The organism is Abyssibius alkaniclasticus (genome assembly GCF_020447305.1).
Taxonomy (GTDB): Bacteria; Pseudomonadota; Alphaproteobacteria; order Rhodobacterales; family Rhodobacteraceae; genus Abyssibius; species Abyssibius alkaniclasticus.
In genome coordinates this window covers 38,424-63,442 of sequence record NZ_CP095732.1, presented here as the reverse complement: position 1 = coordinate 63,442, position 25,019 = coordinate 38,424, and the positions used below count along the sequence as shown (strand labels likewise).

At 63.1% G+C, this 25,019-nt stretch carries 26 protein-coding genes and 1 riboswitch; of the genes, 18 read left to right on the top strand and 8 right to left on the bottom strand.

All coding sequences use genetic code 11. The annotated features are described in order from the left end of the window. Positions 1–15: 15 nt before the first annotated feature. Both LGT41_RS00305 and rocF read right to left on the bottom strand, forming a co-directional pair. Positions 16–1,065: an ornithine cyclodeaminase gene (locus LGT41_RS00305; RefSeq protein ID WP_274127993.1), complete on the bottom strand. Its 1,050-nt coding sequence runs from the start codon at positions 1,063–1,065 to the stop codon at positions 16–18. A 9-nt stretch (positions 1,066–1,074) separates the two neighbouring features. Next, positions 1,075–1,998, bottom strand: coding sequence for an arginase (rocF, locus tag LGT41_RS00300; RefSeq protein WP_274127992.1), 924 nt, complete (start codon positions 1,996–1,998; stop codon positions 1,075–1,077). Positions 1,999–2,114: 116 nt separating this feature from the next. Here rocF and LGT41_RS00295 point away from each other — a divergent pair, with 116 nt between their 5' ends. The 4 genes from LGT41_RS00295 to LGT41_RS00280 all read left to right on the top strand — a co-directional run bounded on the left by LGT41_RS00295 (position 2,115) and on the right by LGT41_RS00280 (position 5,458). Continuing rightward, positions 2,115–2,558, top strand: a complete 444-nt coding sequence (locus LGT41_RS00295; RefSeq protein WP_274127991.1) for an Lrp/AsnC family transcriptional regulator — start codon at positions 2,115–2,117, stop codon at positions 2,556–2,558. Positions 2,559–2,749: 191 nt separating this feature from the next. Continuing rightward, positions 2,750–3,310, top strand: a complete 561-nt coding sequence (petA, locus tag LGT41_RS00290) for a ubiquinol-cytochrome c reductase iron-sulfur subunit (RefSeq protein ID WP_274127990.1) — start codon at positions 2,750–2,752, stop codon at positions 3,308–3,310. A gap of 11 nt (positions 3,311–3,321) precedes the next feature. Beyond that, a complete protein-coding gene (locus LGT41_RS00285; RefSeq protein ID WP_274127989.1) occupies positions 3,322–4,638 on the top strand; it encodes a cytochrome b in 1,317 nt (438 codons plus the stop codon). 22 nt (positions 4,639–4,660) lie between these two features. Then, positions 4,661–5,458 (top strand): cytochrome c1, encoded by a 798-nt coding sequence (locus LGT41_RS00280; RefSeq protein WP_274127988.1) that lies wholly within the window; start codon positions 4,661–4,663, stop codon positions 5,456–5,458. A gap of 46 nt (positions 5,459–5,504) precedes the next feature. Here the strand turns inward: LGT41_RS00280 and LGT41_RS00275 are convergent, their stop codons facing one another. Genes LGT41_RS00275 through thiB form a run of 3 tightly spaced genes read right to left on the bottom strand, consistent with a single transcriptional unit; the run spans position 5,505 to position 8,705 of the window. Beyond that, a complete protein-coding gene (locus LGT41_RS00275; protein WP_274127987.1) occupies positions 5,505–6,218 on the bottom strand; it encodes a thiamine ABC transporter ATP-binding protein in 714 nt (237 codons plus the stop codon). After that, entirely contained in the window at positions 6,202–7,740 is a 1,539-nt protein-coding gene (locus LGT41_RS00270) for an ABC transporter permease family protein (protein WP_274127986.1), read from the bottom strand. The genes LGT41_RS00275 and LGT41_RS00270 overlap by 17 nt, the downstream gene beginning before the upstream one ends. Further along, complete coding sequence (gene thiB, locus LGT41_RS00265) at positions 7,716–8,705, bottom strand: thiamine ABC transporter substrate binding subunit (protein WP_274127985.1); 990 nt, start codon at positions 8,703–8,705, stop codon at positions 7,716–7,718. Before thiB ends, LGT41_RS00270 begins: the two co-directional genes overlap by 25 nt. Positions 8,706–8,740: 35 nt before the next feature. After that, positions 8,741–8,841: riboswitch (TPP riboswitch) on the bottom strand. 123 nt (positions 8,842–8,964) lie between these two features. On the opposite strand from thiB, the gene LGT41_RS00260 reads away from it, so the two are divergent. From LGT41_RS00260 to LGT41_RS00250, 3 genes are all read left to right on the top strand, one after another. Next, positions 8,965–9,909 carry a DMT family transporter gene (locus LGT41_RS00260; protein WP_274127984.1) on the top strand — a complete coding sequence of 315 codons (945 nt, stop codon included), beginning with the start codon at positions 8,965–8,967 and terminating at the stop codon, positions 9,907–9,909. A 71-nt stretch (positions 9,910–9,980) separates the two neighbouring features. Next, positions 9,981–11,081: a chorismate synthase gene (gene aroC / locus LGT41_RS00255; RefSeq protein WP_274127983.1), complete on the top strand. Its 1,101-nt coding sequence runs from the start codon at positions 9,981–9,983 to the stop codon at positions 11,079–11,081. 40 nt (positions 11,082–11,121) lie between these two features. Then, a complete protein-coding gene (locus LGT41_RS00250) occupies positions 11,122–11,958 on the top strand; it encodes an EamA family transporter (protein WP_476366408.1) in 837 nt (278 codons plus the stop codon). On the opposite strand, the gene LGT41_RS00245 is transcribed toward LGT41_RS00250, so the two are convergent. Then, on the bottom strand, positions 11,948–13,171 hold the full coding sequence (locus LGT41_RS00245) for a class I SAM-dependent RNA methyltransferase (RefSeq protein WP_274127981.1): 1,224 nt from the start codon (positions 13,169–13,171) through the stop codon (positions 11,948–11,950). The two genes, LGT41_RS00250 and LGT41_RS00245, sit on opposite strands and share 11 nt — an antisense overlap. Before the next feature lie 123 nt (positions 13,172–13,294). Between LGT41_RS00245 and LGT41_RS00240 the strand changes: the two genes are divergently transcribed. From LGT41_RS00240 to LGT41_RS00195, 10 genes are all read left to right on the top strand, one after another. Then, a complete protein-coding gene (locus LGT41_RS00240; RefSeq protein WP_274127980.1) occupies positions 13,295–13,783 on the top strand; it encodes a VOC family protein in 489 nt (162 codons plus the stop codon). 191 nt (positions 13,784–13,974) lie between these two features. Then, entirely contained in the window at positions 13,975–14,142 is a 168-nt protein-coding gene (locus LGT41_RS00235) for a hypothetical protein (protein ID WP_274127979.1), read from the top strand. Continuing rightward, on the top strand, positions 14,142–15,290 hold the full coding sequence (locus tag LGT41_RS00230) for a sirohydrochlorin chelatase (protein ID WP_274127978.1): 1,149 nt from the start codon (positions 14,142–14,144) through the stop codon (positions 15,288–15,290). Before LGT41_RS00235 ends, LGT41_RS00230 begins: the two co-directional genes overlap by 1 nt. Beyond that, positions 15,287–15,913 carry a precorrin-8X methylmutase gene (locus LGT41_RS00225; RefSeq protein ID WP_274127977.1) on the top strand — a complete coding sequence of 209 codons (627 nt, stop codon included), beginning with the start codon at positions 15,287–15,289 and terminating at the stop codon, positions 15,911–15,913. The genes LGT41_RS00230 and LGT41_RS00225 overlap by 4 nt, the downstream gene beginning before the upstream one ends. Next, positions 15,910–17,109, top strand: a complete 1,200-nt coding sequence (gene cbiE, locus LGT41_RS00220) for a precorrin-6y C5,15-methyltransferase (decarboxylating) subunit CbiE (protein ID WP_274127976.1) — start codon at positions 15,910–15,912, stop codon at positions 17,107–17,109. The genes LGT41_RS00225 and cbiE overlap by 4 nt, the downstream gene beginning before the upstream one ends. Further along, a complete protein-coding gene (gene cobI, locus LGT41_RS00215; RefSeq protein ID WP_274127975.1) occupies positions 17,106–17,807 on the top strand; it encodes a precorrin-2 C(20)-methyltransferase in 702 nt (233 codons plus the stop codon). The genes cbiE and cobI overlap by 4 nt, the downstream gene beginning before the upstream one ends. Then, positions 17,798–19,681 (top strand): precorrin-3B C(17)-methyltransferase, encoded by a 1,884-nt coding sequence (cobJ, locus tag LGT41_RS00210; RefSeq protein ID WP_274127974.1) that lies wholly within the window; start codon positions 17,798–17,800, stop codon positions 19,679–19,681. The genes cobI and cobJ overlap by 10 nt, the downstream gene beginning before the upstream one ends. Beyond that, the gene (gene cobM, locus LGT41_RS00205) at positions 19,678–20,445 is read left to right on the top strand and encodes a precorrin-4 C(11)-methyltransferase (protein ID WP_274127973.1); all 768 of its coding nucleotides are present in this window, start codon (positions 19,678–19,680) and stop codon (positions 20,443–20,445) included. The genes cobJ and cobM overlap by 4 nt, the downstream gene beginning before the upstream one ends. Beyond that, a complete protein-coding gene (gene cobA / locus LGT41_RS00200; protein ID WP_274127972.1) occupies positions 20,442–21,269 on the top strand; it encodes a uroporphyrinogen-III C-methyltransferase in 828 nt (275 codons plus the stop codon). The genes cobM and cobA overlap by 4 nt, the downstream gene beginning before the upstream one ends. Next, complete coding sequence (locus tag LGT41_RS00195) at positions 21,266–22,591, top strand: cobyrinic acid a,c-diamide synthase CobB (protein WP_274127971.1); 1,326 nt, start codon at positions 21,266–21,268, stop codon at positions 22,589–22,591. Before cobA ends, LGT41_RS00195 begins: the two co-directional genes overlap by 4 nt. Here the strand turns inward: LGT41_RS00195 and LGT41_RS00190 are convergent. Continuing rightward, a complete protein-coding gene (locus LGT41_RS00190; RefSeq protein WP_274127970.1) occupies positions 22,514–23,452 on the bottom strand; it encodes a DMT family transporter in 939 nt (312 codons plus the stop codon). The genes LGT41_RS00195 and LGT41_RS00190 overlap by 78 nt on opposite strands. A gap of 98 nt (positions 23,453–23,550) precedes the next feature. Between LGT41_RS00190 and LGT41_RS00185 the strand changes: the two genes are divergently transcribed. Continuing rightward, on the top strand, positions 23,551–23,748 hold the full coding sequence (locus LGT41_RS00185; protein ID WP_274127969.1) for a YgaP family membrane protein: 198 nt from the start codon (positions 23,551–23,553) through the stop codon (positions 23,746–23,748). Positions 23,749–23,963: 215 nt separating this feature from the next. Here LGT41_RS00185 and LGT41_RS00180 read toward each other — a convergent pair whose 3' ends face one another. Continuing rightward, entirely contained in the window at positions 23,964–24,857 is an 894-nt protein-coding gene (locus tag LGT41_RS00180) for a LysR family transcriptional regulator (protein ID WP_274127968.1), read from the bottom strand. Between the last annotated feature and the right edge of the window lie 162 nt (positions 24,858–25,019).

The following is a 25,019-nucleotide window of genomic DNA, read 5'->3' as shown; positions in this document are numbered from 1 at the left end:
GAGTGAGAAGTCATGTCACGAATTTTTCGCCCGTGCGACCATGCCAAACAGGTCGCGCGGGTCATCCGGGTCGGCCAGCATGTCAAGCTGCTGGTGGAAGGGGTGGGCTTTGAGCTGGTCGCGCACATAGCGCAGGGCCGAGAAATCTTCGATGGCGAAGCCGACGGAATCAAACAGGGTAATCGCCTCGGCGCTGGTGCGGCCCTTGGCGGTGCCGGTCATCACCTGCCATAGCTCGGTGACGGGGTGGTCATCGTCAAGTTGTTGAATTTCGCCTTCGATGCGGGTTTGCGGCGGGTATTCCACAAATATTGCGCTGCGCATCAGAATATCGCGGTGCAGTTCCGTCTTGCCGGGGCAATCGCCGCCCACGGCGTTGATATGCACCGATCCGCCGACCATATTGTCGGTGAGAATGGTGGCATATTGCTTGTCGGCGGTGACAGTCGTGATGATGTCGACCCCCTCCACCGCATCTTGTGCGGTTTTGCATTTCACAATCTTCAGCCCGTGGCCGGCAAGGTTGGCGGCGCATTTTTCGGTGGCGGCAGTGTCGATGTCGTAAAGCCGGATATCGGTTATGCCGCAGACCGCCTTGAAGGCCAGCGCCTGAAATTCCGACTGCGCGCCATTGCCGATAATCGCCATGCTTTTGCTGCCCTTTGGCGCCAGAAACCTGGCAGCAACGGCTGACATGGCGGCGGTGCGCAGCGCGGTCAGAATGGTCATTTCGCTCAGCAGCACCGGGTAGCCGGTTGCCACATCGGCCAGCAGGCCAAAGGCGGTGACGGTTTGCAAACCGGCCTTGGTGTTGGAAGGGTGGCCGTTGACATATTTGAAACCGTAAACCTCGCCATCCGATGTTGGCATCAGCTCGATCACCCCTTCGGCGGAATGGGCGGCCACGCGCGGGGTTTTGTCAAACAACTCCCAGCGGCGGAAATCGGCCTCGATATACTCGGCCAGTTCGGCCATGAAGCGCTCCAGCCCGATTGCATGGACAAGCTTCATCATGTTCTCGACAGAAACAAAGGGGATATAGGCCAGTTTTGAAGGGGCGGTCATGATGCTCTCTTACTTGTGCGAACGTGTCGGGCGGTCAAGCACGGTGCGGCCCATCAGGCTGGCCACAAGGTCAACCAGCAGGTTGGCGGTTTTGCCGCGCTCATCCAGAAACGGGTTCAGCTCGACAAGGTCGAGGCTGGTGACAAGGCCACTGTCATGCAGCATTTCCATGATCAGATGCGCCTCGCGGAAGGTGGCGCCACCGGGCACGGTTGTGCCAACGGCCGGGGCGATTGCGGGGTCGAGAAAGTCGACATCAAGGCTGACATGCAGCCGCCCGCCCGCCTCTTTCACCTTTGCCAGAAACGGCGACAGCAGCGCCGCCATGCCGGTTTCATCCACCCGGCGCATATCATGCGTGGTTATGCCCGCCGCCTTCAGCCCCGTGCGCTCGGCCCCATCAACGCTGCGCAGCCCGATCATGCACACGCGCGTCGGGTCGACCGCGCGGGGCAGGGGCGGGAAATAGCCTTCAAACCCCGGCTGGCCGGTGAAATAGGCAACAGGCGTGCCATGCAGATTGCCGCTTTCGGTGGTCGAGAGCAGGTGAAAATCGGGATGGGCATCGAGCCAAAGCACGAAAAGCGGCTTGTCGGACGGGGCCAGCGCCATGCCCGATACCGAGCCCGCCGAAATGGAATGATCGCCGCCCATGAAAATGGGGAATACATCTGCCGGTGTGGCCGCGGCGGTGGCTTGAATCGATTCGGTCCAGGCGGCGATGATCGGCAGGGAATGCACCGCCGGGTTCGGATGCGTCAGCTCTGGCAGCGGGCCGGGGGCGATATTGCCCTTGTCGGCGACACTATGGCCAAGGCTGACCAGGGTTTCGGCAAGCTGGGCCGTGCGCAGCGCCGATGGCCCCATTTCGCAGCCCTTGCGATAGGTGCCATCTTGCAGCGGCACGCCGTGAAGGTGAATTTTGCGGGGCATGGGCCGTCTCCAATTCTGTCTGATCTGGTGATCGGCCATGCAAGTGGCAAAACCAATCTATCATTTTGCTAGAATGGCCGATATAATTGCACAAAATGGCAAAGAGACATAGCATTATGGCGCTTGAACCCCTTGATGAACGCATTCTTGCCGCCCTGCGCCGCGATGCCCGCCAGCCCATGTCGAGCCTTGCAGCCACGCTGGGCATTGCGCGCGCCACTTTGCGCGCGCGTATCCAGAAGCTGGAGGCCAGTGGCCAGATTCTGGGTTATCAGGCCGTTTTGCCGGCTGATTTGCCGCAATCCGCCGTGCGCGGGCTGGTGATGGTCGATGTCGAGGGCCGTGCCGCCGACCGCGTTATGGCCGGGCTTCTGGCGCTGGCTTCGGTTGGGCATGTGCATACCACAAATGGCCGATTTGACATGATTGCCGAGATTTCCAGCGAGTCTTTGGCCGCGTTTGACAAAATTTTACACCGGATTCGGCAGATTCCGGGTATTGGCAGCACCGAAACCCATCTATTGTTGCAAAGCCGGACAGCCCGGCGATTGCCCGCCTGATGGTGCGGGCGCGACAAAAAGCGCAGCCCGGGGCGGTTGATTTTTGCACGATCAGCCCCCCTGCGTCGCAAAGTCCGCTGGACCCATGCGCGAGGGCGGTGTATTCGGGCAAGGCAAAGCCCCGTTCGACGGGCTTGAACTTATTGCTGCCCGCCCATGCGGGTGAGGTTTGTATAAAGGGGGACTGAGACTTGTCTCACGCAGAAGACACAGGTAATCGCCGCGACTTTCTTTATGTCGCAACAGCTTCGGCGGGTGCGGTTGTCACCGGTGCCGCCATTTGGCCATTGATTGACCAGATGAATGCCAGCGCCGATGTGGCCGCCCAAGCCTCCAAAGAGGTGCCGGTCGGCGACGTTCAGGTCGGCACGCAGCTTACGGTAAAATGGCTGGGCAAGCCGGTTTTCATCCGCCGCCGCTCGGCTGACGAAATCGCGGCGGCCCGCGCTGTCGCCCTGAGCGACCTGGTGGATCCGGATGCCCGCAACCGAAATGCTGTCAACGGGGCCGATGCCGAAGACATCAACCGCACGCTGGATGAAGCCGGTGAATGGCTGGTGATGATCGGTGTCTGCACCCATCTTGGCTGTGTGCCGCTTGGCAACGGTGCCGGCGATTTCGGCGGCTGGTTCTGCCCCTGCCACGGCAGCCACTATGATACCGCCGGGCGTATTCGCAAAGGTCCAGCGCCTGAAAACCTTCTCGTTCCGGTTGCGGCTTTCGTTTCCGATACCGTAATCAAACTGGGCTAAGGGAGAAAGCAATGAGCGGTATTCCACATGACGAATATGAGCCGAAATCTGGCTTTGCCAAATGGCTCGAATCCCGTCTGCCTATCGGTGGGCTGATCTATAACACGCTGATGATCCCGACCCCGAAAAACCTCAACTGGTGGTGGATCTGGGGCATTGTTCTGGCCTTCTGTCTGGCGCTGCAAATCGTCACCGGTGTCATTCTGGCAATGCATTACATTCCGCAAGTCGACCTGGCCTTTGCCAGCGTCGAGAAGATCATGCGCGATGTGCGCGGCGGCCATATCATCCGCTATGTGCACTCCAACGGCGCGTCGCTGTTCTTCATTGCCGTCTATATCCATATTTTCCGCGGCCTGTTCTACGGTTCCTACAAGGCCCCGCGTGAAATTACCTGGATCATCGGAATGCTCATCTATCTTGCGATGATGGCCACCGGCTTTCTGGGCTATGTGCTGCCCTGGGGGCAAATGTCGTTCTGGGGTGCCACGGTTATTTCCGGCTTTGCGGGCGCCATTCCTGGCGTTGGCGAAAGCATTCAGGCCTGGCTTTTGGGCGGGCCGGCGGTTGACCAGCCCACCTTGAACCGGTTCTTCAGCCTGCACTACCTGCTGCCCTTTGTGATTGCCGGTTTGGTGATCGTGCATATCTGGGCCTTCCACACCACGGGCAACAACAACCCGGCCGGCGTTGAAGTGCGGCGCGACTCCAAGGAGACGGTCAAGAAAGACACGGTGCCCTTCTGGCCGTATTTCGTTATCAAGGATCTGTTCGCGCTGGTTGTCATTCTGGCGATCTTCGCGCTGGTGATCTGGACGACGCCGAACTATCTGGGCCATCCCGATAACTATATGGAGGCGAACCCGCTGGTCACGCCGGCGGAAATTGTGCCGGAATGGTATTACCTGCCGTTCTACGCAATCCTGCGCGCCTTTGATAGTGAGGTCTGGGCCGTGCAACTGGCCAGCTTCCTGACCGGTGGCATCATCACGGCGAAGTTCTTTGGTGTTCTGGCCATGTTCGGTGCGATTTTCGTGATGGCGCTGGCCCCCTGGCTGGATACAAGCCGGACCCGTTCGGGCAAGTATCGGCCGGCCTTTCGTTGGTGGTTCTACCTGCTGATGATTGACTTCATGGTGCTGCTCTGGTGCGGAAGCCGACCGGCCGAGGGTGCGATTCCGATCATCTCGCTGATTGGCGCAGCCTATTGGTTTGCCTACTTCCTTGTGATCCTGCCGCTGCTGGGTGTGTTTGAAAAACCACTCACCCCGCCCGCGACAATCGAGGAAGATTTCGATGCGCATTATCCGCCGAAACCGGCCGAATAAGCGATAGAGAAGGATAGAAAAGATGATGAAACGCACAATCCTTTCCGCGCTTGTTACCCTTGGCATGGCTGCACCCGCAGCCTTTGCCGCCGGGGTCGAGGCCGAGATTGAAGACACGGATTTCAGCTTTGAAGGCCCGTTTGGAAGCTATGACACGCAGCAGTTGCAGCGTGGATTGCAGGTGTTCACCGAGGTTTGCGCAAGCTGCCACGGGCTGACCTATGTTGCCTATCGCACCCTGGCCGATGAGGGTGGTCCGCAATTGCCCGAAGACCAGGTCAAGGCCTATGCGGCGCAGTTTGAAACCCCCAATACCGCCAATGACGATGGCGAATTGGGCGAGCTGCGCACAGCTGTCCCGAATGATCATTTCGGCCCCAGCAATTTTGAGGGCGCCCCCGATCTTTCGCTTATGGCAAAGGCCCGTGCAGGCTTTAGCGGCCCCGGTGGTCTGGGGATCAACCAGTTGCTCTATGGTATGGGCGGTCCGGAATATATCGTGGCCATTCTGACAAGCTATACCGGCGAAACCAAAACCGAGGCGGGCATAACGCTTTACGAAAACACCGCCTTTCCCGGCGGCTATATTTCCATGCCCCCGCCGATTGTCGACGGTATGGTTGAATATGCCGATGGCGCCCCGAACGGTGCGCGCTATCTTTCCGCCGACGTTGCCGCCTTTTTGATGTGGACAGCCGAGCCGCATTTGAACGCGCGCAAGAAGGCAGGCTTCACGGCCTTCATCATGCTGGTGCTGCTCAGCGTGCTGCTCTATCTGACCAACAAGTCGATCTGGGCGAAGGTAAAGCGCAAGGCCTGAGCGGGTTTCATGCAAAAAATCCAAAGGGCGGGGTTTTCTCCGCCCTTTATTTTTGCCCTAGATAGGCGGCAAGCGCGGGTGGCGGGTTGCCCAAAAGGCTGCGCGTGTCTTGCGGGGCAGACAGCCTGCCGGCATCAACCAGCGCCGTTTGTGCGGCAATGCGCGCCGCATCGTCGGGCTGGTGGGTGACAAGCAGCGTGGTCAGCCCGCGTTCGGCTGAAATTTCGGCCACAAGGTCCAGCATCGCATAGCGCAGCCCGGGGCCGAGCGCGGCAAATGGCTCATCCAGCAGCAGCACCGGCCTGTCGCGCAGCAGCGCACGGGCAAGGGCTGCACGGCTGCGTTCGCCGCCGGAAAGCTGGCCGGGCAGGGCATTGGCGCGTTCTGCCAGCCCCACCCGGGCCAGAGCCTGCGCGACCGCTGCGCGCTTTTCGGCGCGGGCTGGCCCTTTCAGGCGCGGATCGGCCCCAAGGCCAAGGGCGACATTGGCTTCAACGGTCATATGTTCAAACAGGTTATGGTCTTGAAACACCAGGGAAACCGGGCGCATGGCGGGTGCAATCCCCGCCATGTTCCGCCCGCCCAGCAGCAATCGGCCCTGCGCAACATCGGCAAAACCCGCAATCGCCCCCAGCAGGGTTGATTTGCCCGCCCCTGAAGGCCCGATCAGCGCGGTGATCTGGCCGCCCGGCAAGGTGGCATCGGCAAGAATCGAAAACCCGCCCGACTGAATTTCAGCCGCATCAAATACGATGTCCATAGCGTGCCCCCAACCTGTCAAACACATAAAACAGCGCCAGCGTGGCGCTGACCAGCACCAGCCCCGCCCCGGCCGCGGCATTGCCACGATAAGCGCCCATCAGTCGCTGCATCACCATCGGCAGCGTGCCGGAATCGGGTGCTGCAAACAGCGTGATCACCCCAAGATCGCCCATTGAAAGCGCCACGGCCAACCCCATGCCAAGCCCCAGCGGGCGGGCGAGCAGCGGCAGGGTGACATGGCGCAGACGGGCAGCGCCTGTCAGCCCGCACATCGCGCTCAGCCGCCCGTAATCGGCGGCAATCTGCGCCAGGGCCGGGATGAACAGGCGCAGCAATATCGGCAGAATCAGAACGGCGTTGATCAGCCCGGTCAGCAGCAAGGCAAGGCGCGCGGGCGCGATAACGGGGTTGAGCAGAATGAACAGCCCGGTGCCCAGCACAAAGGGCGATGCGGCAAGGCTGAGCATGACGCCGGCCTCGACCCCGCGGGCCGTGCGGCTATGCAGCCGCAGCAGAAGAGCGGCCAATGCCACTGCGGCGCATAGGGCCAGGGCGCCCGAGCCAAGCGCAACACCAAGGCTGCGCGCCAGCGCCGCCCAGACAGCGGCAGGCATATCGGGCAGCCCGGCAAGCCCGTTCAGCACAATGGCCAGCAAGGGCAGCATCAGAAAGGCGGCGGCCAGCACCAGTATGGCGCGGTCGCCCCAAACCAGCCAGCGCGCGCGGGGCAGGGATATGTCGGCCAGCGCCAGCCCGGCCCCAAAGCCAACCGGGCGTGCAAAGCGCAGCGCCAATATCCCAACCACAAGGCATATGGCCAGTTGCAATAAAGCCAGCCGCGCCGCGCCACCCAGGTTGAACTCCAGCCGCAGGGCCTGATAAATCGCCAGCTCCACGGTTGTGGCACCGGGCCCGCCACCAAGGATAAGCGCCGCTGCGAAACTCGTAACGCTGAACAGGAACACCACGAGCAGCGCGCCGGGCAGGCTGGCGCGCAGCAAGGGCGCGCCAAGCACCCGCCATTGCCCGCGCCAACCCAGACCAAGCTGCGCGCACAGGCGCAAATGTTCGGGCGGCACCAGTGCCCAGCCCTGCAATATCAGCCGTGTGGCCAGCGGCAGGTTGAAAAACACATGCACCAAAAGCAGGCCCGGCAGCCCGTATATATCTATCGGCAGTCCAAGCAGCGACGCGACCCAGCCCGAGCGGCCCCAAACCGCCAGAACCCCGAACACCGCCACCACCACCGGCAGCAGGAACGGCGCGCCCAGCAAGGCCAGCAGCACCTGTTTGCCCGCAAAGCGCCGATGCACCAGCGCCGCGGAAAGTGGAATGGCCAGCCCCACGCTGATAAGCGCAGACAGTGCCGCCTGCCACAAAGTGAAGCGCAGCACCCCCAGCGCATAGGATTGCGGCCATTGGCCCGGCTGGGCCAGCAGGGCGGCCAGCGGCGCAAGGCTGATCAGCCCCACAGCCGCCAGCGCAACCCAGCCTGCTAGCGCGCCAGCGCGGCCAGCCATTCGTCAACCGCCGCCTGACGGTTTTCGGCAATCCATTCGGTGGGGTAGTTCAACGCACGCTCTGGCGCTTGCGCAAACCCTTCGGGCAGTGGGGCGGATTGCGCCGCCGGATACATCCAGTTGGTTGTGGGAATGACATCTTGCACCGCCGGGCTGAGCAGATGCGCCATGAAGGCGGCGGCCAGTTCCGGCTGGTCGCTGCTGGCCAGTTGCGCGGCAAGCTCGATCTGCATGTAATGCCCTTCGGCGAAGGTCGCGGCGGCTTTGGTCTCATCGCCCTCGACTATCGCATGATAGGCGGGCGAGGTTGTGTAGCTCAGCACCATATCCGCCTCGCCCGCGATGAACAGGCCATATGCCTCTGACCAGCCGGGGGTGACGGTGACAATCTGGTCGGCCAGCCCGTCCCACAGCGCGCCGGACCGGTCGCCAAAGGCCGCCTTGATCCAGAGCAGCAGGCCAAGCCCGGGGGTAGAGGAGCGCGGGTCTTGTAAGATGATGCTGTAATTTAGCGCATCGAGCATCACAAAGCTGGTGGGCGGGGTTTCAACGCGCGTGGTGTCATAGACAAAGGCGAAATAGCCCCAATCAAAGGGCAGATAGGTGGCATCATCCCAGTCAATCGGCAGGGTGAGCGCGGCCATATCCTGCCCATGCGGTGCAAACAGGCCGGAGTCATTGGCCATCGGGATCAGGCTGCTATCCAGCCCGACCACGACATCGGCCGGGCTGCGGCTGCCCTCAAGGCGCAAACGGCTCAGCACCTCGGCCCCGTCGCCCGCGGCCACAAAGGTCAGCGTGCAGGCGCAGCTCGCTTCAAAGCTGGCCTTTATGGCCGGGCCGGGGCCCCATTCCGAGGCGAAGCTGTCATAGGTATAAACCACCAGTTCGGGCGTGGTGGTCTGGGCGCTGGCAGCACCTGTTGCAACAACAAGGGCCGCAGCAAGGGTTAGGCGATTGTTCATCGGTTTCTCCATAAGCTGCGACGCAAGGCAGATGGAGAGAATTCCCACACCTTCCCTACGCCGGTATCATCCGGTTCAGGTTCGACGGGTCCGCGCAAGCGCATCTCAGGCCAAAAGGCCCCCCCGAGGTGAGGCAAAGCATAGCGGCGTGTGGGGGATGTGCAAGGGGGGGTAGCGATAGTTGAAATTCGCATTCCCCCTTGCTCTCCACCACCCAATGCCTAGGGTGTTGCAAAACCGCGCTTCAGGACCATTCGCTATGAACACTACGCAAAATCTTGGCCGGGGCGTTGGCCTTGCAATCCTCGGCTTTGCGCTGTTTTCGGGGCATGATGCGATTATCAAAACGCTCGGCAGTGCCTATGCGCCGTTTCAGGTGATCCTGTTTTCCACGCTGTTTGCCTTTGTGCCGGTCAGCATGTCGATTGTCAGCGACCGTGCGGTCGACACGTTCCGCCCGCGCCATCCGTGGCTCATCCTCATCCGCACGCTGTGTATGCTTATCGGCGGGGCGGGCGGGTTTTATGCGTTTTCCGTGCTGCCGATGACCGAGGTCTACGCGCTGCTGTTTGCCGCCCCGCTGCTGGTGACCGTGCTGGCCGTGCCGTTTCTGGGCGAGGTCATTCGCCTGCGCCGTGGCCTTGCGGTGGTGGTCGGCTTTATCGGTGTCATGGTCGTGCTGCGCCCCGGTGCGGCCGAGTTTACGCTTGGCCATCTGGCCGCGCTTGGGGCGGCCACGGCCAGCGCGTTTTCCAACATCATCGTGCGCAAGATTTCGGGCGAAGAGCGTTCGGCCGTGATGATCCTCATTCCGATGATCGTTACAATCATGGTTATGGGCGCGCTCATGCCGTGGGTTTATGTGCCTGTGCAGGGGCTGGACCTTGGGGCCTTTGCGGCCATCGGGGTGATCGGGGTGATCGCGCAATCGCTGATCATTGCCGCCTATCGTGCAGCCCCCGCCGTGCTGATCGCCCCGCTGCAATATTCGCAAATTCTGTGGGCCGTGGCGTTTGGTGCGCTGTTTTTCAACGAGCTGCCCGATATCTGGGTCGGGGTGGGCGCTGGCATCATCATTGCATCGGGCGTGTTCATTGTCTGGCGCGAAAGCCGCAGCAATGTGTCGGCGCAGGCACCGGTTTCGGGCGCTGCCAATCCGCGCCCCGATAGCGGCCCCGCCATGCGGCGTGATCGGCAAAAGTAGCTTTTGCGCTGGGCGCGCGGCGCACATTGGGCTATTTGCGGGGGTGAAAGCGGCAAAAGGGGGCTGTTGCCATGTCGATGAATACATTCGGACATATGTTTCGTGTCACCACTTGGGGTGAAAGCCACGGCCCGGCCCTTGGCGCCACGGTCGATGGCTGCCCGCCGGGGCTTGTGCTGAGCGAGGCCGATATTCAGCCCTTTATGGATGCGCGCAAACCGGGCCAGAACAAATACACCACCCAGCGGCGCGAGGCGGATGTGGTGCGCATTCTGTCGGGGGTTTACGAGGGGCGCACCACCGGCACGCCCATCCAGCTGATGATCGAGAACACCGACCAGCGCAGCAAGGATTATTCCGAGATTGCACAGAAATTCCGCCCCGGCCATGCCGATTACACCTATTTCACCAAATATGGCATCCGCGACCCGCGCGGCGGCGGGCGTTCGTCGGCGCGCGAAACCGCGGCGCGGGTGGCGGCTGGGGCTGTGGCGCGGGCGGCTTTGGCCGCGCTGCTGCCGGGGCTGAAAATTACCGGCTATATGGTGCAGATGGGCGTGCATGAGATTGACCGCAGCCGCTTTGACCTTGGCCAGATATCCGAAAACCCCTTCTGGTGCCCCGATGCGGAAATGGCCGAAACTTGGGCAACATATCTTGATGATCTGCGCAAGGCGGGCTCGTCCATTGGTGCGGTCGTCGAGGTTACGGCCAGCGGCGTGCCGGCCGGTCTTGGCGCGCCGATCTATGCCAAGCTCGACACCGATATCGCCGCCGCGATGATGTCGATCAACGCGGTCAAGGGCGTTGAAATTGGGGCCGGCATGGGCGCGGCCCGCCTGAGCGGCGAAGAAAATGCCGATGAAATGACGATGGGGCCGAACGGGCCGGAATTTTCGGCCAATAACGCGGGCGGCATTCTGGGGGGTATTTCCAGCGGGCAGGATGTGGTGTGCCGCTTCGCGGTCAAGCCGACCTCCTCCATCCTGACCCCGCGCGACACGATCACCAAATCGGGCGAGGCGACGCGCATTGTCACCAAGGGCCGCCACGACCCTTGTGTCGGCATCCGCGCCGTGCCGGTGGGCGAAGCGATGATGGCCTGCACGCTTTTGGACCATGTTTTGCTGCATCGCGGCCAGACGGGCGGAAATCAGGGCCAAATTGGGTAAGCCCGTGCCTGCCGCCGCCCCTGTGCGCGGCCCGCTGCTGATGGTGCTGGCGATGGCGGGCTTTGCGCTTGAGGATACATTCATCAAAAAGCTGACCGTGTCGCTGCCGGTCGGGCAGGTGCTGATTCTGTTCGGGCTTGGCGGAATGCTGGCCTTTGCCCTGATCGGCCGCGCGCAGGGCCAAACGCTGCGCCACCCGGCAGCCACCTCCACCCCGATGCTGCTGCGCGGGGTTTGCGAGGTGACGGGGCGGCTTGGCTATACCCTTGCCATTGCGCTGACCCCGCTTTCATCGGCCTCTGCGATTTTGCAGGCCACGCCGCTGGTGGTTGCGGCGGGTGCCGTGGTGTTCTTTGGTGAATATGTTGGCCCGCGCCGCTGGCTGGCAATAGGCGCGGGCTTTCTGGGTGTGTTGCTAATTCTGCGGCCGGGGCTCGATGGCTTCACCCCCGCTTCGCTTTTCGCGGTCATCGGCACGCTGGGGTTTGCCGGGCGCGATCTGGCCACACGTGCGGCACCCGTTTCCATGACAAATGCACAGTTGGGCCTTTACGGGTTTTTGATGATGGTGATTGCCGGTATTATCGCGCTGGCTTTCAGCGGTGGTGCGGCGCTGCCTAGTCTTGGGCAAATGGGGTTTCTGGCGCTGGCGGTGCTGTTTGGCGTGGTCGGTTACAATTCGCTGACCCGCGCCATGCGCAGCGGCGATATCGCGCTTGTTGCGCCGTTTCGTTATACGCGGCTCATTTTTGCAATGGTCATTGGCATGACCGTTTTTGCCGAGCGCCCCGACACATTAACCCTGATCGGCAGCGCGATTATCGTGGCCAGCGGGCTTTACACGCTGTTTCGCAGCCACAGGCGCGCTAGCGGGTAAACTGGGCGGCAAGCTCGACATGGCCGCTCCAGCGGAACTGGTCGACCACCTGCACCCAATCCAGTGTAAATCCGGCATCACACAGGGTTTTGGCATCGCGCGCAAAGGTGACGGGGCTGCAAGACACCGCCGCAACCCTGCCGATGGAGGAAAGCGCAAGCGCGGCCATTTGCGCAGCAGCACCGGCGCGGGGCGGGTCGATGATGACGGCATCATAGGTCTTGAACTCGGCGGGCAGAAGCGGGCGGCGGAACAAATCACGCGCGACGGCCTCAACCCGGTGCAGGCCCCTGGCCTCGCGCCAGCCACGGTCAAGTGCTGCAACCATCGGCGCATCGCCTTCAACGGCCAGCACTTCGGCAGTTTCCGCCACGGGCAGTGAAAACGTGCCGCAACCGGCGAACAGATCCACCACGCGCCGGGCCGGGCCAAGGGCCACTCGCAGGGCGGCAAGCAGCGCGGCCTCACCTTCAGCCGTGGCTTGCAGGAACGCGCCGGGCGGCGGGGCGACGCGGGCCGCCCCAAACGGCTGCACGGGGCGGCGGCGCAGGGCGATCTGGTCGTCATCCCATGTCAGGCGGGCAATGTCATTGGCCTCGGCAATCGCGGCCAGCGTGGCGCGCAGGGTAATGTCGAGCGGCTTGCCCCCGCTCACCAGAATATCCAACCCTTCAAGCGACTCTGTCACCGTCAGCTTCAACACACCGTTGCGGCTGCCACCGGCGCGGGTAATGGCGGCCAGCGTGGGGCGGGCGGCCATGAGCGCGGGGCGCAGAATGTGGCATTCCGCCAGATCCACCAGCAGCTCGCTGCCCGCCTCGAAAAACCCGATCTGCACGGTTTTGCGCGTGCGCCGCGCGGTGAATGTCGCGCGTCTGCGGCTATGGCTGGGCGAGGTCTGCACGGAGCGAAACGCGGTTTCCAGCCCCTGAGCGGCAAGCGCGCGCTGCACGATCTCCTGCTTCCAGGCGGCCAGAAAATCATCATGGCCATGTTGCAGGCTGCACCCGCCGCAGCGCCCGAAATGCGGGCAGGGGGCGGCAACGCGCGTCGGCGCGGGGCTTTGCAGTTGAACATCGAAAAGCCGCGCGCCCTCAAGCCTGCCGCGCACCACTTCGCCGGGCAGGGTGAAGGGGGCGTAAACTGCGCCGTTTGGTGTGGCGGCAATGCCATCACCCTCATGGCCAAGCCGGTCGATTGTGTAACTATCCATGCCGCCTGATAGCGCGCCACCCCGCCACTGACCAGCATGATTCGAAATAGATCGTTTCCAGGTTGCCCCCTGGCGTTGCGCTCTGCGCCCATTATATTCCTGACAGAAACAATGAGGGTAATCATGTCACATAACTCACCCATTGCCGCGGGCACACGCATTGGCCATGTGCATCTGAAAGTCGCCGATCTGGAGCGCGCGCTTGGTTTTTATTGCGGTGTGCTGGGCTTTGAGCTTGTGCAGCGTTACGGCAGCGGCGCTGCCTTTATCTCGGCTGGCGGCTACCACCACCATATCGGGCTGAACACCTGGGAAAGCCTTGGCGGCACGCCACCGCCGCCGGGCCATACCGGCCTGTATCATACGGCAATTCTTTACCCGACCCGCGCCGACCTGGCCAATGCGTTCAAACGCGTGCTTGATGCCGGCCTGCAGCTTACCGGCGCGGCCGATCACGGTGTTTCCGAGGCGCTGTATCTGGATGATCCGGATGGCAACGGGGTCGAGCTTTATTGGGACCGCGCCAAGGAAGACTGGCCGCGCGACGCCAGCGGTGCGCTGAAGATGAACAACAGCCGCATAGATCTGGAGGCGCTTTTGGCGCTTGCCTAGTCGTTCATCGCTTGCACGGCGCGGCTGTTGCGGGTTATCAACGGGGCATCAGACGGTGCCCCGCCCGGGGCTGAAAGCGCGTTTCGCGGTGGGCTGACCCAATCAGGGGGCCAAGGCGAAAACTGTCATATGGGGCCGCTAGCGCCCCGTGCTTTTCTTTCGGGCGCCACCAGCCATGAAAGGACAGATTGATGAAAAAGCTCGCCACCCTGCTGACCCTCACCGCCACGGCCGCATCGGCGCATCCCGGCCACGGCACGTTGCTGGGCCAAAATGCCGAACACGCCTTTGGCATTGGCCTTGTTGTTGCGGTCATCATTTCCGCCGTGGTTATCGCGCGCCGTCACGGCCGCCGCTGATGGCCAGGTTTGGCGTCATGGTCTGCGGGCACGGATCGCGCTCGCAGGAAGCGGTTGATGAATTTCGGGTGCTGGCCGACCGGCTCGCCCCGCATTTTCCCGAATGGCCGGTCGATTACGGCTATCTGGAATTTGCCAACCCTGTAATGCGCGACGGGCTTGATGCGCTGCGCGCCAGGGGATGCGACCATATCCTTGCCGTGCCGGGCATGTTGTTTGCCGCCATGCACGCCAAAAACGACATTCCCACCGTGCTGAACACCTATGCCGCCAGGCATGGCATCAAAATTTCCTATGGCCGCGAGTTGGGAGTGGACCCGAAGATGATCGCCGCCGCCGCCGCGCGCGTGACCGAGGCGCTGGATGCCGCCAATGCCAAAAACCCCGTGGCTTTGGAAGATACCTGTCTTGTGGTCATCGGGCGCGGCGCGTCCGACCCGGATGCCAATGCCAATGTCTCCAAGGTTGCGCGGCTGTTGCAGGAAGGCATGGGCTTTGGCTGGGTCGAGGTCGGCTATTCCGGCGTGACCTTCCCGCTGGTCGAGCCGACGCTGAACCATGCCGTGAAGCTCGGCTATAAGCGCATTGTCGTCTTCCCCTATTTCCTGTTTGCGGGTGTGCTGATCGACCGGATTTACGGCTTCACCGACGAGGCTGCCGCCGCCAATCCCGCCATCGAAATCATCAAGGCTCCCTATCTGAACGACCACCCTAAGGTCATTGAAACCTTTGCAGAACGCGTGCGCGAAATTCTGGAGGGCGAAAACCTGATGAACTGCGCCATGTGCAAATACCGCGCGCAGGTGCTGGGGTTTGAGGCCGAGGTCGGCATGGTGCAGGAAAGCCACCACCACCATGTTGAGGGCCAGGGCGCATCGGCCCCCGGCGCAACGGTGGATAACTGCGATCTGTGCGACACGTTCTGCACAGGCGCCTGCCGTCTGGACATGGACCACCATCATCATCACGACCATGAACATGATCACGCGCATGGCCACAGCCACGATCATGATCACGACCATGATCACGACCACAATCACGACCACCACCATCATCATCATGGCCACGACCATGATCATGTGCATCCGCCCTATCCGCAGGCTAAGCACCCGCATGGGCCGGAAAGCGTGCGCAAGCGATTGAAATGATGGATTATATCCGCGACCCCGCCGCGATTTATGAGGCCAGTTTTGCCACCGTGCGGGCCGAGGCGGACCTGTCGGCCCTGCCCGCCGACCTTGCCGATGTCGCCGTGCGCCTCATCCATGCGTGCGGCATGACAGACCTGCCGGCCGATTTGCGCGCCAGCCCCGAACTGGCGGCAGCAGGGCAGGCGGCATTGCGCGCGGGCGCGCCGATATTATGCGATTGTGAAATGGTCGCCAGCGGCATTATCCGCCGCAATTTGCAGGGCAGTCAGGTTGTCTGCACGCTCAACGCCCCCGAAACGCCCATTCTTGCCGCGCATCTGTCCACCACGCGCAGCGCGGCGGCGGTGGAACTGTGGCAAGACCAGCTTGCAGGCGCGATCGTGGTCATCGGCAATGCCCCGACCACGCTGTTCCACCTGCTTGAAAAGCTCGACGAAGGCTGGTCGAAGCCCGCCGCCATCCTTGGCTTTCCCGTCGGATTTGTCGGCGCCGCCGAAAGCAAGGCCGAACTGGCGGCCAATGCGCGCGGTGTGCCGTTCATCACGCTATTGGGCCGTCGCGGTGGCTCGGCCATTGCCGCTGCCGCGCTCAACGCGCTGGCCATTGGGGCAAAACCATGACCCCCTGGCTGCATATTGTCGGCATCGGCGAAGATGGACTCTCCGGCCTCACCCCCGCTGCCCGTGCCGTGGTCGATGCCGCCGAGGTTATTGTTGGCGGCGACCGGCACCACAGCCTGACGCCCGACAATACCGCCGAACGCATCGCCTGGCCTTCGCCGTTCAACGCGCTCATCGACCAGCTTGTTGCGCTCAGATCCCGCCGCGTGGTGATACTTGTGACCGGCGATCCGCTCTGGTTCTCGGTAGGCGCGCGTATTGGCCGCGCCATTCCTCCGGCGGAAATCGTCTATTACCCGCAGGTCTCGGCCTTCCAGCTTGCCGCCGCGCGCATGGGCTGGTCGATGGCCGATCTTGAAACCCTTACCGTGCATGGCCGCCCGGTTGCCCAGATGATTGCCTTCATCCAGCCCGATGCGCGGCTGCTGATCCTGACCACCGGCGCCGAAACCCCCGGCCAGATTGCCGAATTTCTGCTCGCGCGCGGTTATGGCGCCAGCCGGATGACCGTGCTGGCGGCAATGGGCGGGCCGGACGAGCAGCGATTTGACGGCACAGCCGAGGGTTGGAACCATATCGTGCCCGCCTTCAACACGCTGGCGGTGGAGTGCATTGCCGCCCCCGGTGCAGCACTTATGCCCCGCGTGCCGGGCCTGGCCGATGATCTGTTCCGCTCCGATGGCACGATGACCAAGCGCGAGTTGCGCGCCGTGACCCTGGCCAAGCTCATGCCCATGCGCGGCGCGCTGCTATGGGATATCGGCTGCGGCTCTGGTTCTGTAGCCATTGAATGGATGCGCGCCGCCCGCTACGCCCGCGCCATTGGCATAGAGCCGCGCGCCGACCGCCGCGCGATGGCGGCAGACAATGCACAAGCCCTTGGCGCGCCGGGTTTGCAACTGATCGAGGGCGAGGCGCCGGATGCGCTTGCCGACCTGCCCGCACCCGATGCGGTGTTTATCGGCGGAGGCCTGAGTCCGGCGGCCTTTGCTGCGGCCTGGGGGGCATTGCGCCCGCTTGGCCGGCTTGTCATCAATGCCGTCACGCTGGACTCCGAACGCCAGTTGCTCGACCTTTACAAGGCTCAGGGCGGCGAGCTGGTGCGCATTTCGGTTGACCGCGCCTCCCCGCTTGGCGGGCTGACCGGCATGAAGCCGCAAATGCCCGTCACCCAATGGAGCCTGATCAAAAGATGAGCGGCAAGCTATATGGCGTGGGCCTTGGCCCGGGCGATCCGGATCTGATGACGCTGCGCGCCGCCAGGCTGGTGGCCGGTGCGCGCGTGCTGGCCTATCCGGTGCTGGAAGGTGGTGCCAGTTTTGCCCGCGCCATTGCCGCCCGGCATATCGCGCCCGATGCGGTTGAAATTCCCATCAACATCCCCATGAGCGTGGCGCGTGCCCCCGCCCAGGCCGCCTATGACGTGGGCGCCGCCGCCATTGCCGCCGCCCTTGAAGCGGGTGACGATGTGGTGTGCCTTTGCGAGGGCGACCCGTTCTTCTACGGCTCGTTCATGTATCTTTTCGCTCGCCTGAGCGCGCATTTTGAAGTCGAGGTTGTGCCCGGCGTCACCTCGATCACCGCAGGGGCGGCGCGGGCGGGCCGCCCGCTTGTGGCGCGCAACGAGCGCCTTACCGTGCTGCCCGGCCCGTTGCCCGAAGCCGAGCTTGCCACGCGGATCGAGGGCGCGGAATCGGTGGTCATCATGAAGGTTGGCCGCCATTTGGGCAAAATCCGTGGCGTGATCGAACGGCTTGGCCTGCTGGACCAGGCTTGCTACGTTGCCCATGCGACCCTGCCGAATGAACTGGTCGTATCATTGGTCGACGCGCCGGACAAGGCGCCGTATTTTTCCATGATCCTCATCACGAAAGGGGCCGATCCTTGGCTGTAACACCCGTTATTCTGGCGCTTGGGCCGTCTGGCATGGCCACCGCTGCCCGCATTGCCAAACATCTGGGTGCCCAGATCCACGGCCGTGCGGGCCGCGTTGACCAGGCCGATGCCTTCTTTGACAATGCGCTTGACCATACGCGCGACCTGTTTGCCGCCGGCATTCCGGTCATTGGCGTCTGCGCCAGCGGTATTCTTATTCGCGCCGTTGCGCCGCTTTTGGCCGACAAACGCGCCGAGCCTGCCGTTGTCTCTGTGTCCGATGATGGCGCGGTGGTTGTGCCGCTGCTTGGCGGGCATCATGGTGCAAACCGTCTGGCGCGCGACATTTCCGAACTGCTGGGCGGGGTGGCGGCAGTTACCACGGCGGGCGATGTCACGCTTGGCCTGGGGCTGGATGAACCCCCCGCAGGCTGGGCGCTGGCCAACCCCGAACTGGCAAAAGAGGCCACAGCGCGCCTGCTGGCCGGGGCAGGTGTGGCGCTGACGGGGCAAGACCCTTGGGCCGGGGCCGGGCCCGGGTTTTCTGGTTTGGCCTTGCCAAACCACGGCGGGCAAGCCGCCGTGACGCCGCGCGCGGCGTCAGAAAACCCTGTGCGCATCGTCACGGGCCTTGCGCCTGTGGCCGATGCTGAAACGCTTGCCTATCATCCGTTGCAAATTACCCTTGGCGTGGGCTGCGCGCGCAATTGCCCGCCAGAAGAGCTGGCGGCACTGGTTGACAGCGCATTGGCCGAGGCCAATATCGCGCGCGCCGCCATCGCCGGTGTCTTCTCGCTCGACCTGAAGGCCGATGAGCCGGCGATGAACCTGCTCACCCATGCGCTTGGCCGCCCGTTCAGGCTGTTCACGGCACAACAGCTCGAGGCCGAAACCCCCCGGCTTCAAACCCCGTCGGATGTGGTTTTTGCCGAAGTCGGCTGCCACGGCGTCGCCGAAGCCGCAGCACTCGCCGCCGCTGGCCCGGAAGCAAAGCTATTAATTGCAAAACGCAAGACGGCCAATGCCACCTGTGCGCTCGCCCTTGCCCCCGCACCGCTGACCCGTCTGCCGGGCCGCGCGCGCGGGCGGCTTTCGGTCGTGGGCATCGGCCCCGGCCAGGCCGCCTGGCGCACGCCCGAGGTCAGCCGCCTTGTGGCCGAGGCGGAGGAACTTGTCGGCTACGGTCTCTATATCGACCTGCTCGGCCCGCTTGCCGCGGGCAAGAAACGCGCCGACTTTCCGCTGGGTGGCGAGGAGGATCGCTGCCGCCACGCGCTGGAACGCGCGGGCGAAGGGCATAATGTGGCGCTTGTCTGTTCGGGCGATGCCGGTATTTATGCAATGGCCGCACTGGTGTTCGAACTGCTCGACCGTGGCGTTGATGCGCAGGGTGTCTCTGACGCCGCCAAACGCGCCGAAGTCATCTGTTCGCCCGGAATTTCCGCCCTGCAAGGTGCTGCGGCCCGCGCCGGCGCGCCGCTCGGCCATGATTTCTGCACGATCTCCCTGTCCGATCTGCTCACCCCGCGCGCCGATATCATCCGCCGCCTGAAAGCCGCCGCAGAGGGTGATTTCGTGATTGCATTTTACAACCCCGTCTCCAGAACCCGCCGCACCTTGCTGGCCGAGGCACGCGAAATTCTGCTGCAACACCGCCCTGCCGATACGCCGGTCATGCTGGCCAGCAACCTTGGCCGCCCAAGCGAGCATGTGCGGTATCGCAGGCTGGATGCGCTAAAGGTCGACGAGGTCGACATGCTTACCGTGGTGCTGGTCGGCTCGTCCAACACCCGGCTGGCGCAGCTTGGGCAAGGGCCGCGCATGTTTACACCGCGTGGCTATGCGCGCAAGATTGACGGCGATCTGGCCACCAGACAGGAGGCACGCGCATGACCGTCCATTTCATCGGCGCCGGGCCGGGAGACCCGGAACTGCTCACGCTCAAGGCCGCGCGGCTGATCAGATCCTGCCCCGTTTGCCTTTATGCTGGCTCGCTTGTGCCTGCCGAGGTGGTGGCGATTGCGCCAAAAGGCGCGCGCGTGCTTGATACCGCGCCAATGACGCTGGATGACACCCATGCCGAGATTGTCGCCGCCCATGCGCGCGGGCAGGATGTGGCGCGTGTGCATTCCGGCGACCCGTCGCTTTACGGCGCGATTGCCGAGCAAATCCGCCGCTTGCGGGCCGATGGCATTCCTTACGACATCACCCCCGGCGTGCCCGCCTATGCCGCAGCCGCGGCGGCTTTGGGGCAGGAGCTGACCATCCCCGAAATCGCGCAATCCATCGTGCTGACGCGGGTGTCGATGAAATCGACCGATATGCCGCCGGGTGAAACGCTGGAGAATTTCGGCCGCACGGGTGCCACGCTGGCCATTCACCTTGGGGTGCGCGCGCTGCGTGATATCGAACGACGCCTGTCGCCTTTTTACGGGGAAGATTGCGCGGTGGTTGTGGCTTATCGCGTCGGCTGGCCCGATGAGATGATCATTCGTGGCACATTGTCTGACATCCATGCCAAGGTGCGGGCTGAAAAGATCACCCGCACGGCGCTGATTTTTGTGGGTCCGGCGCTGGGTGGCATCACCGATTTCAGGGAATCCGCGCTTTACGACCCTGCCATCCCGCATGTGCTGCGCCCCAAGGTGCGCGCATGAGCGCGCTGTCCGACATTGCATCGGGCGCAGAGTTCCCGGCGTTTCAGCCGGGAAGCGTTTGGCTTGTCGGGGCCGGTCCGGGTGATCCGGGACTGCTGACGCTCCACGCCCTGCACGCGCTCAAATCGGCCGATGTGGTGGTTTATGATGCGCTGGTTTCACCGCAGATTCTGGCCTGGGCCAACCCGGCAGCCGAGCAGATTTATGCGGGAAAACGCGGCGGCAAACCCTCGCCCAAACAGGGCGATATTTCCCTGCGGCTGATTGCGCTGGCCAGGGATGGCAAGCGGGTGCTGCGGCTGAAAGGGGGCGATCCGTTCGTGTTTGGCCGTGGCGGGGAAGAGGCGCTGGCGCTGGTGGCTGCGGGCATCAGGTTCCGTATCGTGCCGGGTATTACGGCGGGCATTGGCGGGCTGGCCTATGCGGGCATTCCGGTGACGCATCGCGACATCACCCATTCGGTGACATTCCTTACCGGGCATGACCAATCGGGCGCCACGCCCAGCCAGATCGACTGGCCCGCCATTGCCCGTGCCTGCCCGGTGCTGGTGCTGTATATGGCCATCAAGCATATTGGCGAGATTGCCGGGCATTTGTTGGGCAACGGGCGCAGCGCGGATGAGCCGGTGGCCGTGGTGGTGAACGCAACCCTGCCGGAAATGCAGGTGCTGGAGACCACGCTTGGCCGGGTGGCGGATGATATTGTGGCGCATGATATTCAGCCGCCCGCCATCATCTGCATCGGGCAGAATGCCAGCCTGCGCCTGGCGCTGGAATGGCAAAGCGGCAACGGGCCGCGCAAGCTGAACCCGCTGGCAGAATGAGCCGCGGGCTGGTCATTGCCGCCCCGGCTTCCGGCGCCGGTAAAACCATGATTGTTGCCGGATTGCTGGCCGCCTTTCGGGCGCGCGGGCTGGACATGCGTGCCGCCAAAAGCGGGCCGGATTACATTGACCCGGCCTTTCATGCCGCCGCGAGCGGGCGGGAATGTGTCAACCTCGATGCCTGGGCGATGCCGCCCGCGCAACTGCGCGGACTGGCTGCTGCGCAAGGCGGGGACGTGCTGCTTGTCGAAGGGGCGATGGGCCTGTTTGACGGCGCGCCGGATGTGAACACCCCGATGGGGCGCGGCGCGGTTGCCGAGCTTGCGAGTGTTTTGAACCTGCCGGTGGTGCTGGTCGTCGATGCCAGCCGGGCGGCGCAGACGGTTGCACCGGCGCTGCATGGGCTGAGGTTGGCGCTTGCCGGGCGGGCAGGTGCCTCCGGCGGGGATATTTATGAGCAAAAGATGGCCGGGGTGATTCTCAACCGGGTAGGCTCGGCGCGGCACGAGGCGATGTTGCGCGCGGCTTTGGGGCATTACGGGCTGGCGGTGCTGGGGGCTGTGCCGCGTGATGCGGTGATGGCGCAGGAGTCCCGCCATTTGGGGCTGGTGCAGGCGGGCGAGGATGCGGGCTTACCCGCGCGGCTGGCGGCTATGGCGGCGCATGTGGCGGCGCATGTCGATCTGGATGCGCTGCGTGCAGTGGCCGCCCCGGTCGCGCCCGCGCCACTGCCCGTTGGTCTGCCGCCGCCGGGCCAGCGCATTGCCGTGGCGCGCGACGTGGCTTTCGCCTTCGCCTATCCGCATATGCTGGAGGGGTGGCGCCGCGCGGGGGCGCAGGTGATGCCATTCTCGCCGCTCGCCGATGAAGGGCCAGCGGCGGAGGCTGATGCGGTGTTTCTGCCGGGGGGCTATCCGGAACTACATGCAGGCCAGATAGCACAGGCCGGCCGGTTTCGTGCCGGTATGGTGGCAGCGGTTGCGCGCGGTGCAACGGTATATGGGGAATGCGGCGGCTATATGGTGCTGGGGGCGGGGCTGGTTGATGGTGACGGTATGCGCCACGAGATGCTTGGCCTGCTGCCCGTGGAAACCAGCTTTGCGCAGCGCAAGCTTACGCTCGGCTACCGGCACCTCAGCCCGCTGGGCGGCCCGTTTGGCGATGCGCCCCGGCGCGGGCACGAATTTCATTATGCAACGATTGCCAAAGAAGACCCTGAAAGCCCGCTCTGGCGGGCGGCGGATTCACTTGGCGTCGAGCTTGGCACGGTCGGTCAGCGGCGTGGCCGGGTTTGCGGCGCCTTTGCGCATCTGATCGCGTAGCTGGCGTTCGCGCCAGAAGGCATAGAGCCCCGCCGCAACGATGATTGCCGCACCCGACAGCATGTAAACCGAGGGGATTTCGGCGAAGAACACCAGCCCCAGCACAATCGCCCAGACCAGCCCAGTATAGCGGAACGGGGCAACAAAGCCGATATCGCCAGTGCGGGTGGCGGCGACCACCGTCAGATAGCCCGCCGACAGGAAGATCGCCGAGCCCATGAGCGGCAGGATGGCGCCCCATGTCACAGGCTCCCAGGCTGCAAAAGGCAACAGCACAATGCCAAGTGCTGTGACCGCAAGCGCGGTGATATGCGCAATGAGTGCCGAGGACATGCGCCCGGCAATGCGCCGTGTCGACAGGTCGCGCAGCGTGATGAACACCACCGCCAATAATGCAAGCAGCGCATAGGGGCTGAAGGTGGACCCGCCGGGCTGCACGATCAGCAGCACGCCGCTAAAGCCCATCAGAATGGCCGACCAGCGCCGCCAGCCCACGGTTTCGCGCAAAAATACAGCCGCCGCGAGTGTAACAAACAGCGGCAGGGCCTGCAAAATCGCCGTCAGATCGGCCAGGGGCATATGCGACAGCGCCACCATGAAGCAGCCCGTGCCGCCAATCTCACCAATGGTGCGCAACCCGATGGCGCGCCGCTCGCTGCGGTTTGGGCGGCTGGCAAATCCGCCGCCATGCCAGGTGATCAGGGCGGTGAACAGGCTGGCCGCCAGCCCCCGCAAGAACAGCGACTGGCCAAGCGGCAGCTGTGTCAAAGCCTCTTTCATGAAGGCGTCATTTATGGTGAAGGCGCCCATTGCGACCATCATCAAAACTGCGCCACGGCGGTTGTCTGTATCACTTGTCATTTATTGGTCCGCCTCAACGCGCTTGATCTAAATCATTTGCCAGCACGCTGCCTGTTGTTAGAGTGAGTTTCAACACCTGTCGGCAAGGAGTGTGCAGAATGTTCACAACGAATCTTGGATCGCGCGACCGCATTGCGCGGCTGGTCATCGGCGGCGTGCTGGTTGTGCTGGCATTTGTCGTTACGCTTGGCATATGGAAATGGGTGGCGATACTTGTCGGGGCCGTGCTGATTGCCACGGCTTTCATGAAGTTTTGCCCGATTTACGCTGCTTTGCGCATTCGCACAGATACATAGCAAAGCCGGGTTTTGCGCGAAAAAAAGGCCGGGCAAAGCCCGGCCCAAGTCCAACAGGGAGGTTGAAACCACTGGCGGCATGGCCGCCGGCTTCGCGATGGATATAGGTAAGCCCGGCACCCGGTTCAAGAAAAATACAACACTTTCCGCGCATACCCGCTATCGCATAAACGCATAGCTAGCAGAGCGGCTTTGAAAAATGGTTAACGCCGCCGCTAGGTTTTGAGCGATTTGCGATAGGCGATTACCTCGTCTATGACAAAATCGCGGAACACCGCCACACGTTTGGAATGGCGCAGTTCTTCGGGATAGGCCAGATAGACCGGCACCACGCCGCTGCCCTCTTCGGGCAATACGTTTATCAGCTCGGGGGAATCGGCGGTCAGGTAGTCGGGCAATGCGCCCACGCCCAGGCCAGAGCGCACCGCCTGCAAAATGCCGAAATAGTTGTTCACCGTCAGCAGCGAGGTTTCGTTGGCGGCCAAATAGGGCGCCATCCAGCCGGCGCCCGCGCTGACCTGCGGCGCGGTCGGGCTTTGGCAGATCAGCCGGTGTTTGGCCAGTTCAGCCGGTGTTTGCGGCATCCCGTGCTTGGCCAGATATTCGGGCGAGGCATAGAGGCGGATATTCACATCCATCAGCCGGCGGCGGATCAAATCGGCCTGGCTGGGCTCTTTCATGCGAATGGCGATATCGGCTTCGCGCATCGGCAAATCCAGCACGCGTTCTTCCAGCATCAGATCTATCTTCAGGTTCGGGTAGTGGCGGTAAAGCTGGCCCATGCGCGGCGCCAGCCACAAAGTGCCAAAGCCGATTGTGGTGGTGACGCGTAGCTCGCCAAACACCTCGTCCTCACTATCCTTGATGCGCGCCGCCGCCGTATCCAGCCGCCGGGTCATTGCCTTGGTCGCGTCAAACAGCAATTCGCCCTGCTCGGTCAGAATCAGCCCGCGCGCATGGCGGTGGAACAGGGTGACATTCAGGCTTTCCTCCAGCCCGCGGATCTGGCGGCTGACCGCCGACTGGCTCAGATGCAGCGCATCGCCGGCATGGGTCAGGCTGCCCGCATCGGCCACCGCGTGAAATATTCTTAGCTTGTCCCAGTCCATTTCGCGCAGCCTCCCCCCGGAAGTTATTTTGTTTTGTAATTTTCTGTTTGCGGCGCACCCTATGCTGCGCGCCGATTCTTTCCAAGCCCTTCAGGTGGGGCACCAAAAATATACCCTATTTTGGTCAGAGATTATGACGTATAATGGGCGCAAACCTATCGC

What these genes read in the sequence shown, in the direction of transcription:
- LGT41_RS00305 (WP_274127993.1), bottom strand. Translation starts at nt 1,065, where the DNA reads ATGACCGCCCCTTCAAAACTGGCCTATATCCCCTTTGTTTCTGTCGAG.
- rocF (WP_274127992.1), bottom strand. Translation starts at nt 1,998, where the DNA reads ATGCCCCGCAAAATTCACCTTCACGGCGTGCCGCTGCAAGATGGCACC.
- LGT41_RS00295 (WP_274127991.1), top strand. Translation starts at nt 2,115, where the DNA reads ATGGCGCTTGAACCCCTTGATGAACGCATTCTTGCCGCCCTGCGCCGC.
- LGT41_RS00285 (WP_274127989.1), top strand. Translation starts at nt 3,322, where the DNA reads ATGAGCGGTATTCCACATGACGAATATGAGCCGAAATCTGGCTTTGCC.
- LGT41_RS00280 (WP_274127988.1), top strand. Translation starts at nt 4,661, where the DNA reads ATGATGAAACGCACAATCCTTTCCGCGCTTGTTACCCTTGGCATGGCT.
- LGT41_RS00275 (WP_274127987.1), bottom strand. Translation starts at nt 6,218, where the DNA reads ATGGACATCGTATTTGATGCGGCTGAAATTCAGTCGGGCGGGTTTTCG.
- LGT41_RS00270 (WP_274127986.1), bottom strand. Translation starts at nt 7,740, where the DNA reads ATGGCTGGCCGCGCTGGCGCGCTAGCAGGCTGGGTTGCGCTGGCGGCT.
- thiB (WP_274127985.1), bottom strand. Translation starts at nt 8,705, where the DNA reads ATGAACAATCGCCTAACCCTTGCTGCGGCCCTTGTTGTTGCAACAGGT.
- LGT41_RS00260 (WP_274127984.1), top strand. Translation starts at nt 8,965, where the DNA reads ATGAACACTACGCAAAATCTTGGCCGGGGCGTTGGCCTTGCAATCCTC.
- aroC (WP_274127983.1), top strand. Translation starts at nt 9,981, where the DNA reads ATGTCGATGAATACATTCGGACATATGTTTCGTGTCACCACTTGGGGT.
- LGT41_RS00250 (WP_476366408.1), top strand. Translation starts at nt 11,122, where the DNA reads ATGGTGCTGGCGATGGCGGGCTTTGCGCTTGAGGATACATTCATCAAA.
- LGT41_RS00245 (WP_274127981.1), bottom strand. Translation starts at nt 13,171, where the DNA reads ATGGATAGTTACACAATCGACCGGCTTGGCCATGAGGGTGATGGCATT.
- LGT41_RS00240 (WP_274127980.1), top strand. Translation starts at nt 13,295, where the DNA reads ATGTCACATAACTCACCCATTGCCGCGGGCACACGCATTGGCCATGTG.
- LGT41_RS00235 (WP_274127979.1), top strand. Translation starts at nt 13,975, where the DNA reads ATGAAAAAGCTCGCCACCCTGCTGACCCTCACCGCCACGGCCGCATCG.
- LGT41_RS00230 (WP_274127978.1), top strand. Translation starts at nt 14,142, where the DNA reads ATGGCCAGGTTTGGCGTCATGGTCTGCGGGCACGGATCGCGCTCGCAG.
- LGT41_RS00225 (WP_274127977.1), top strand. Translation starts at nt 15,287, where the DNA reads ATGATGGATTATATCCGCGACCCCGCCGCGATTTATGAGGCCAGTTTT.
- cbiE (WP_274127976.1), top strand. Translation starts at nt 15,910, where the DNA reads ATGACCCCCTGGCTGCATATTGTCGGCATCGGCGAAGATGGACTCTCC.
- cobI (WP_274127975.1), top strand. Translation starts at nt 17,106, where the DNA reads ATGAGCGGCAAGCTATATGGCGTGGGCCTTGGCCCGGGCGATCCGGAT.
- cobM (WP_274127973.1), top strand. Translation starts at nt 19,678, where the DNA reads ATGACCGTCCATTTCATCGGCGCCGGGCCGGGAGACCCGGAACTGCTC.
- cobA (WP_274127972.1), top strand. Translation starts at nt 20,442, where the DNA reads ATGAGCGCGCTGTCCGACATTGCATCGGGCGCAGAGTTCCCGGCGTTT.
- LGT41_RS00195 (WP_274127971.1), top strand. Translation starts at nt 21,266, where the DNA reads ATGAGCCGCGGGCTGGTCATTGCCGCCCCGGCTTCCGGCGCCGGTAAA.
- LGT41_RS00190 (WP_274127970.1), bottom strand. Translation starts at nt 23,452, where the DNA reads ATGACAAGTGATACAGACAACCGCCGTGGCGCAGTTTTGATGATGGTC.
- LGT41_RS00185 (WP_274127969.1), top strand. Translation starts at nt 23,551, where the DNA reads ATGTTCACAACGAATCTTGGATCGCGCGACCGCATTGCGCGGCTGGTC.
- LGT41_RS00180 (WP_274127968.1), bottom strand. Translation starts at nt 24,857, where the DNA reads ATGGACTGGGACAAGCTAAGAATATTTCACGCGGTGGCCGATGCGGGC.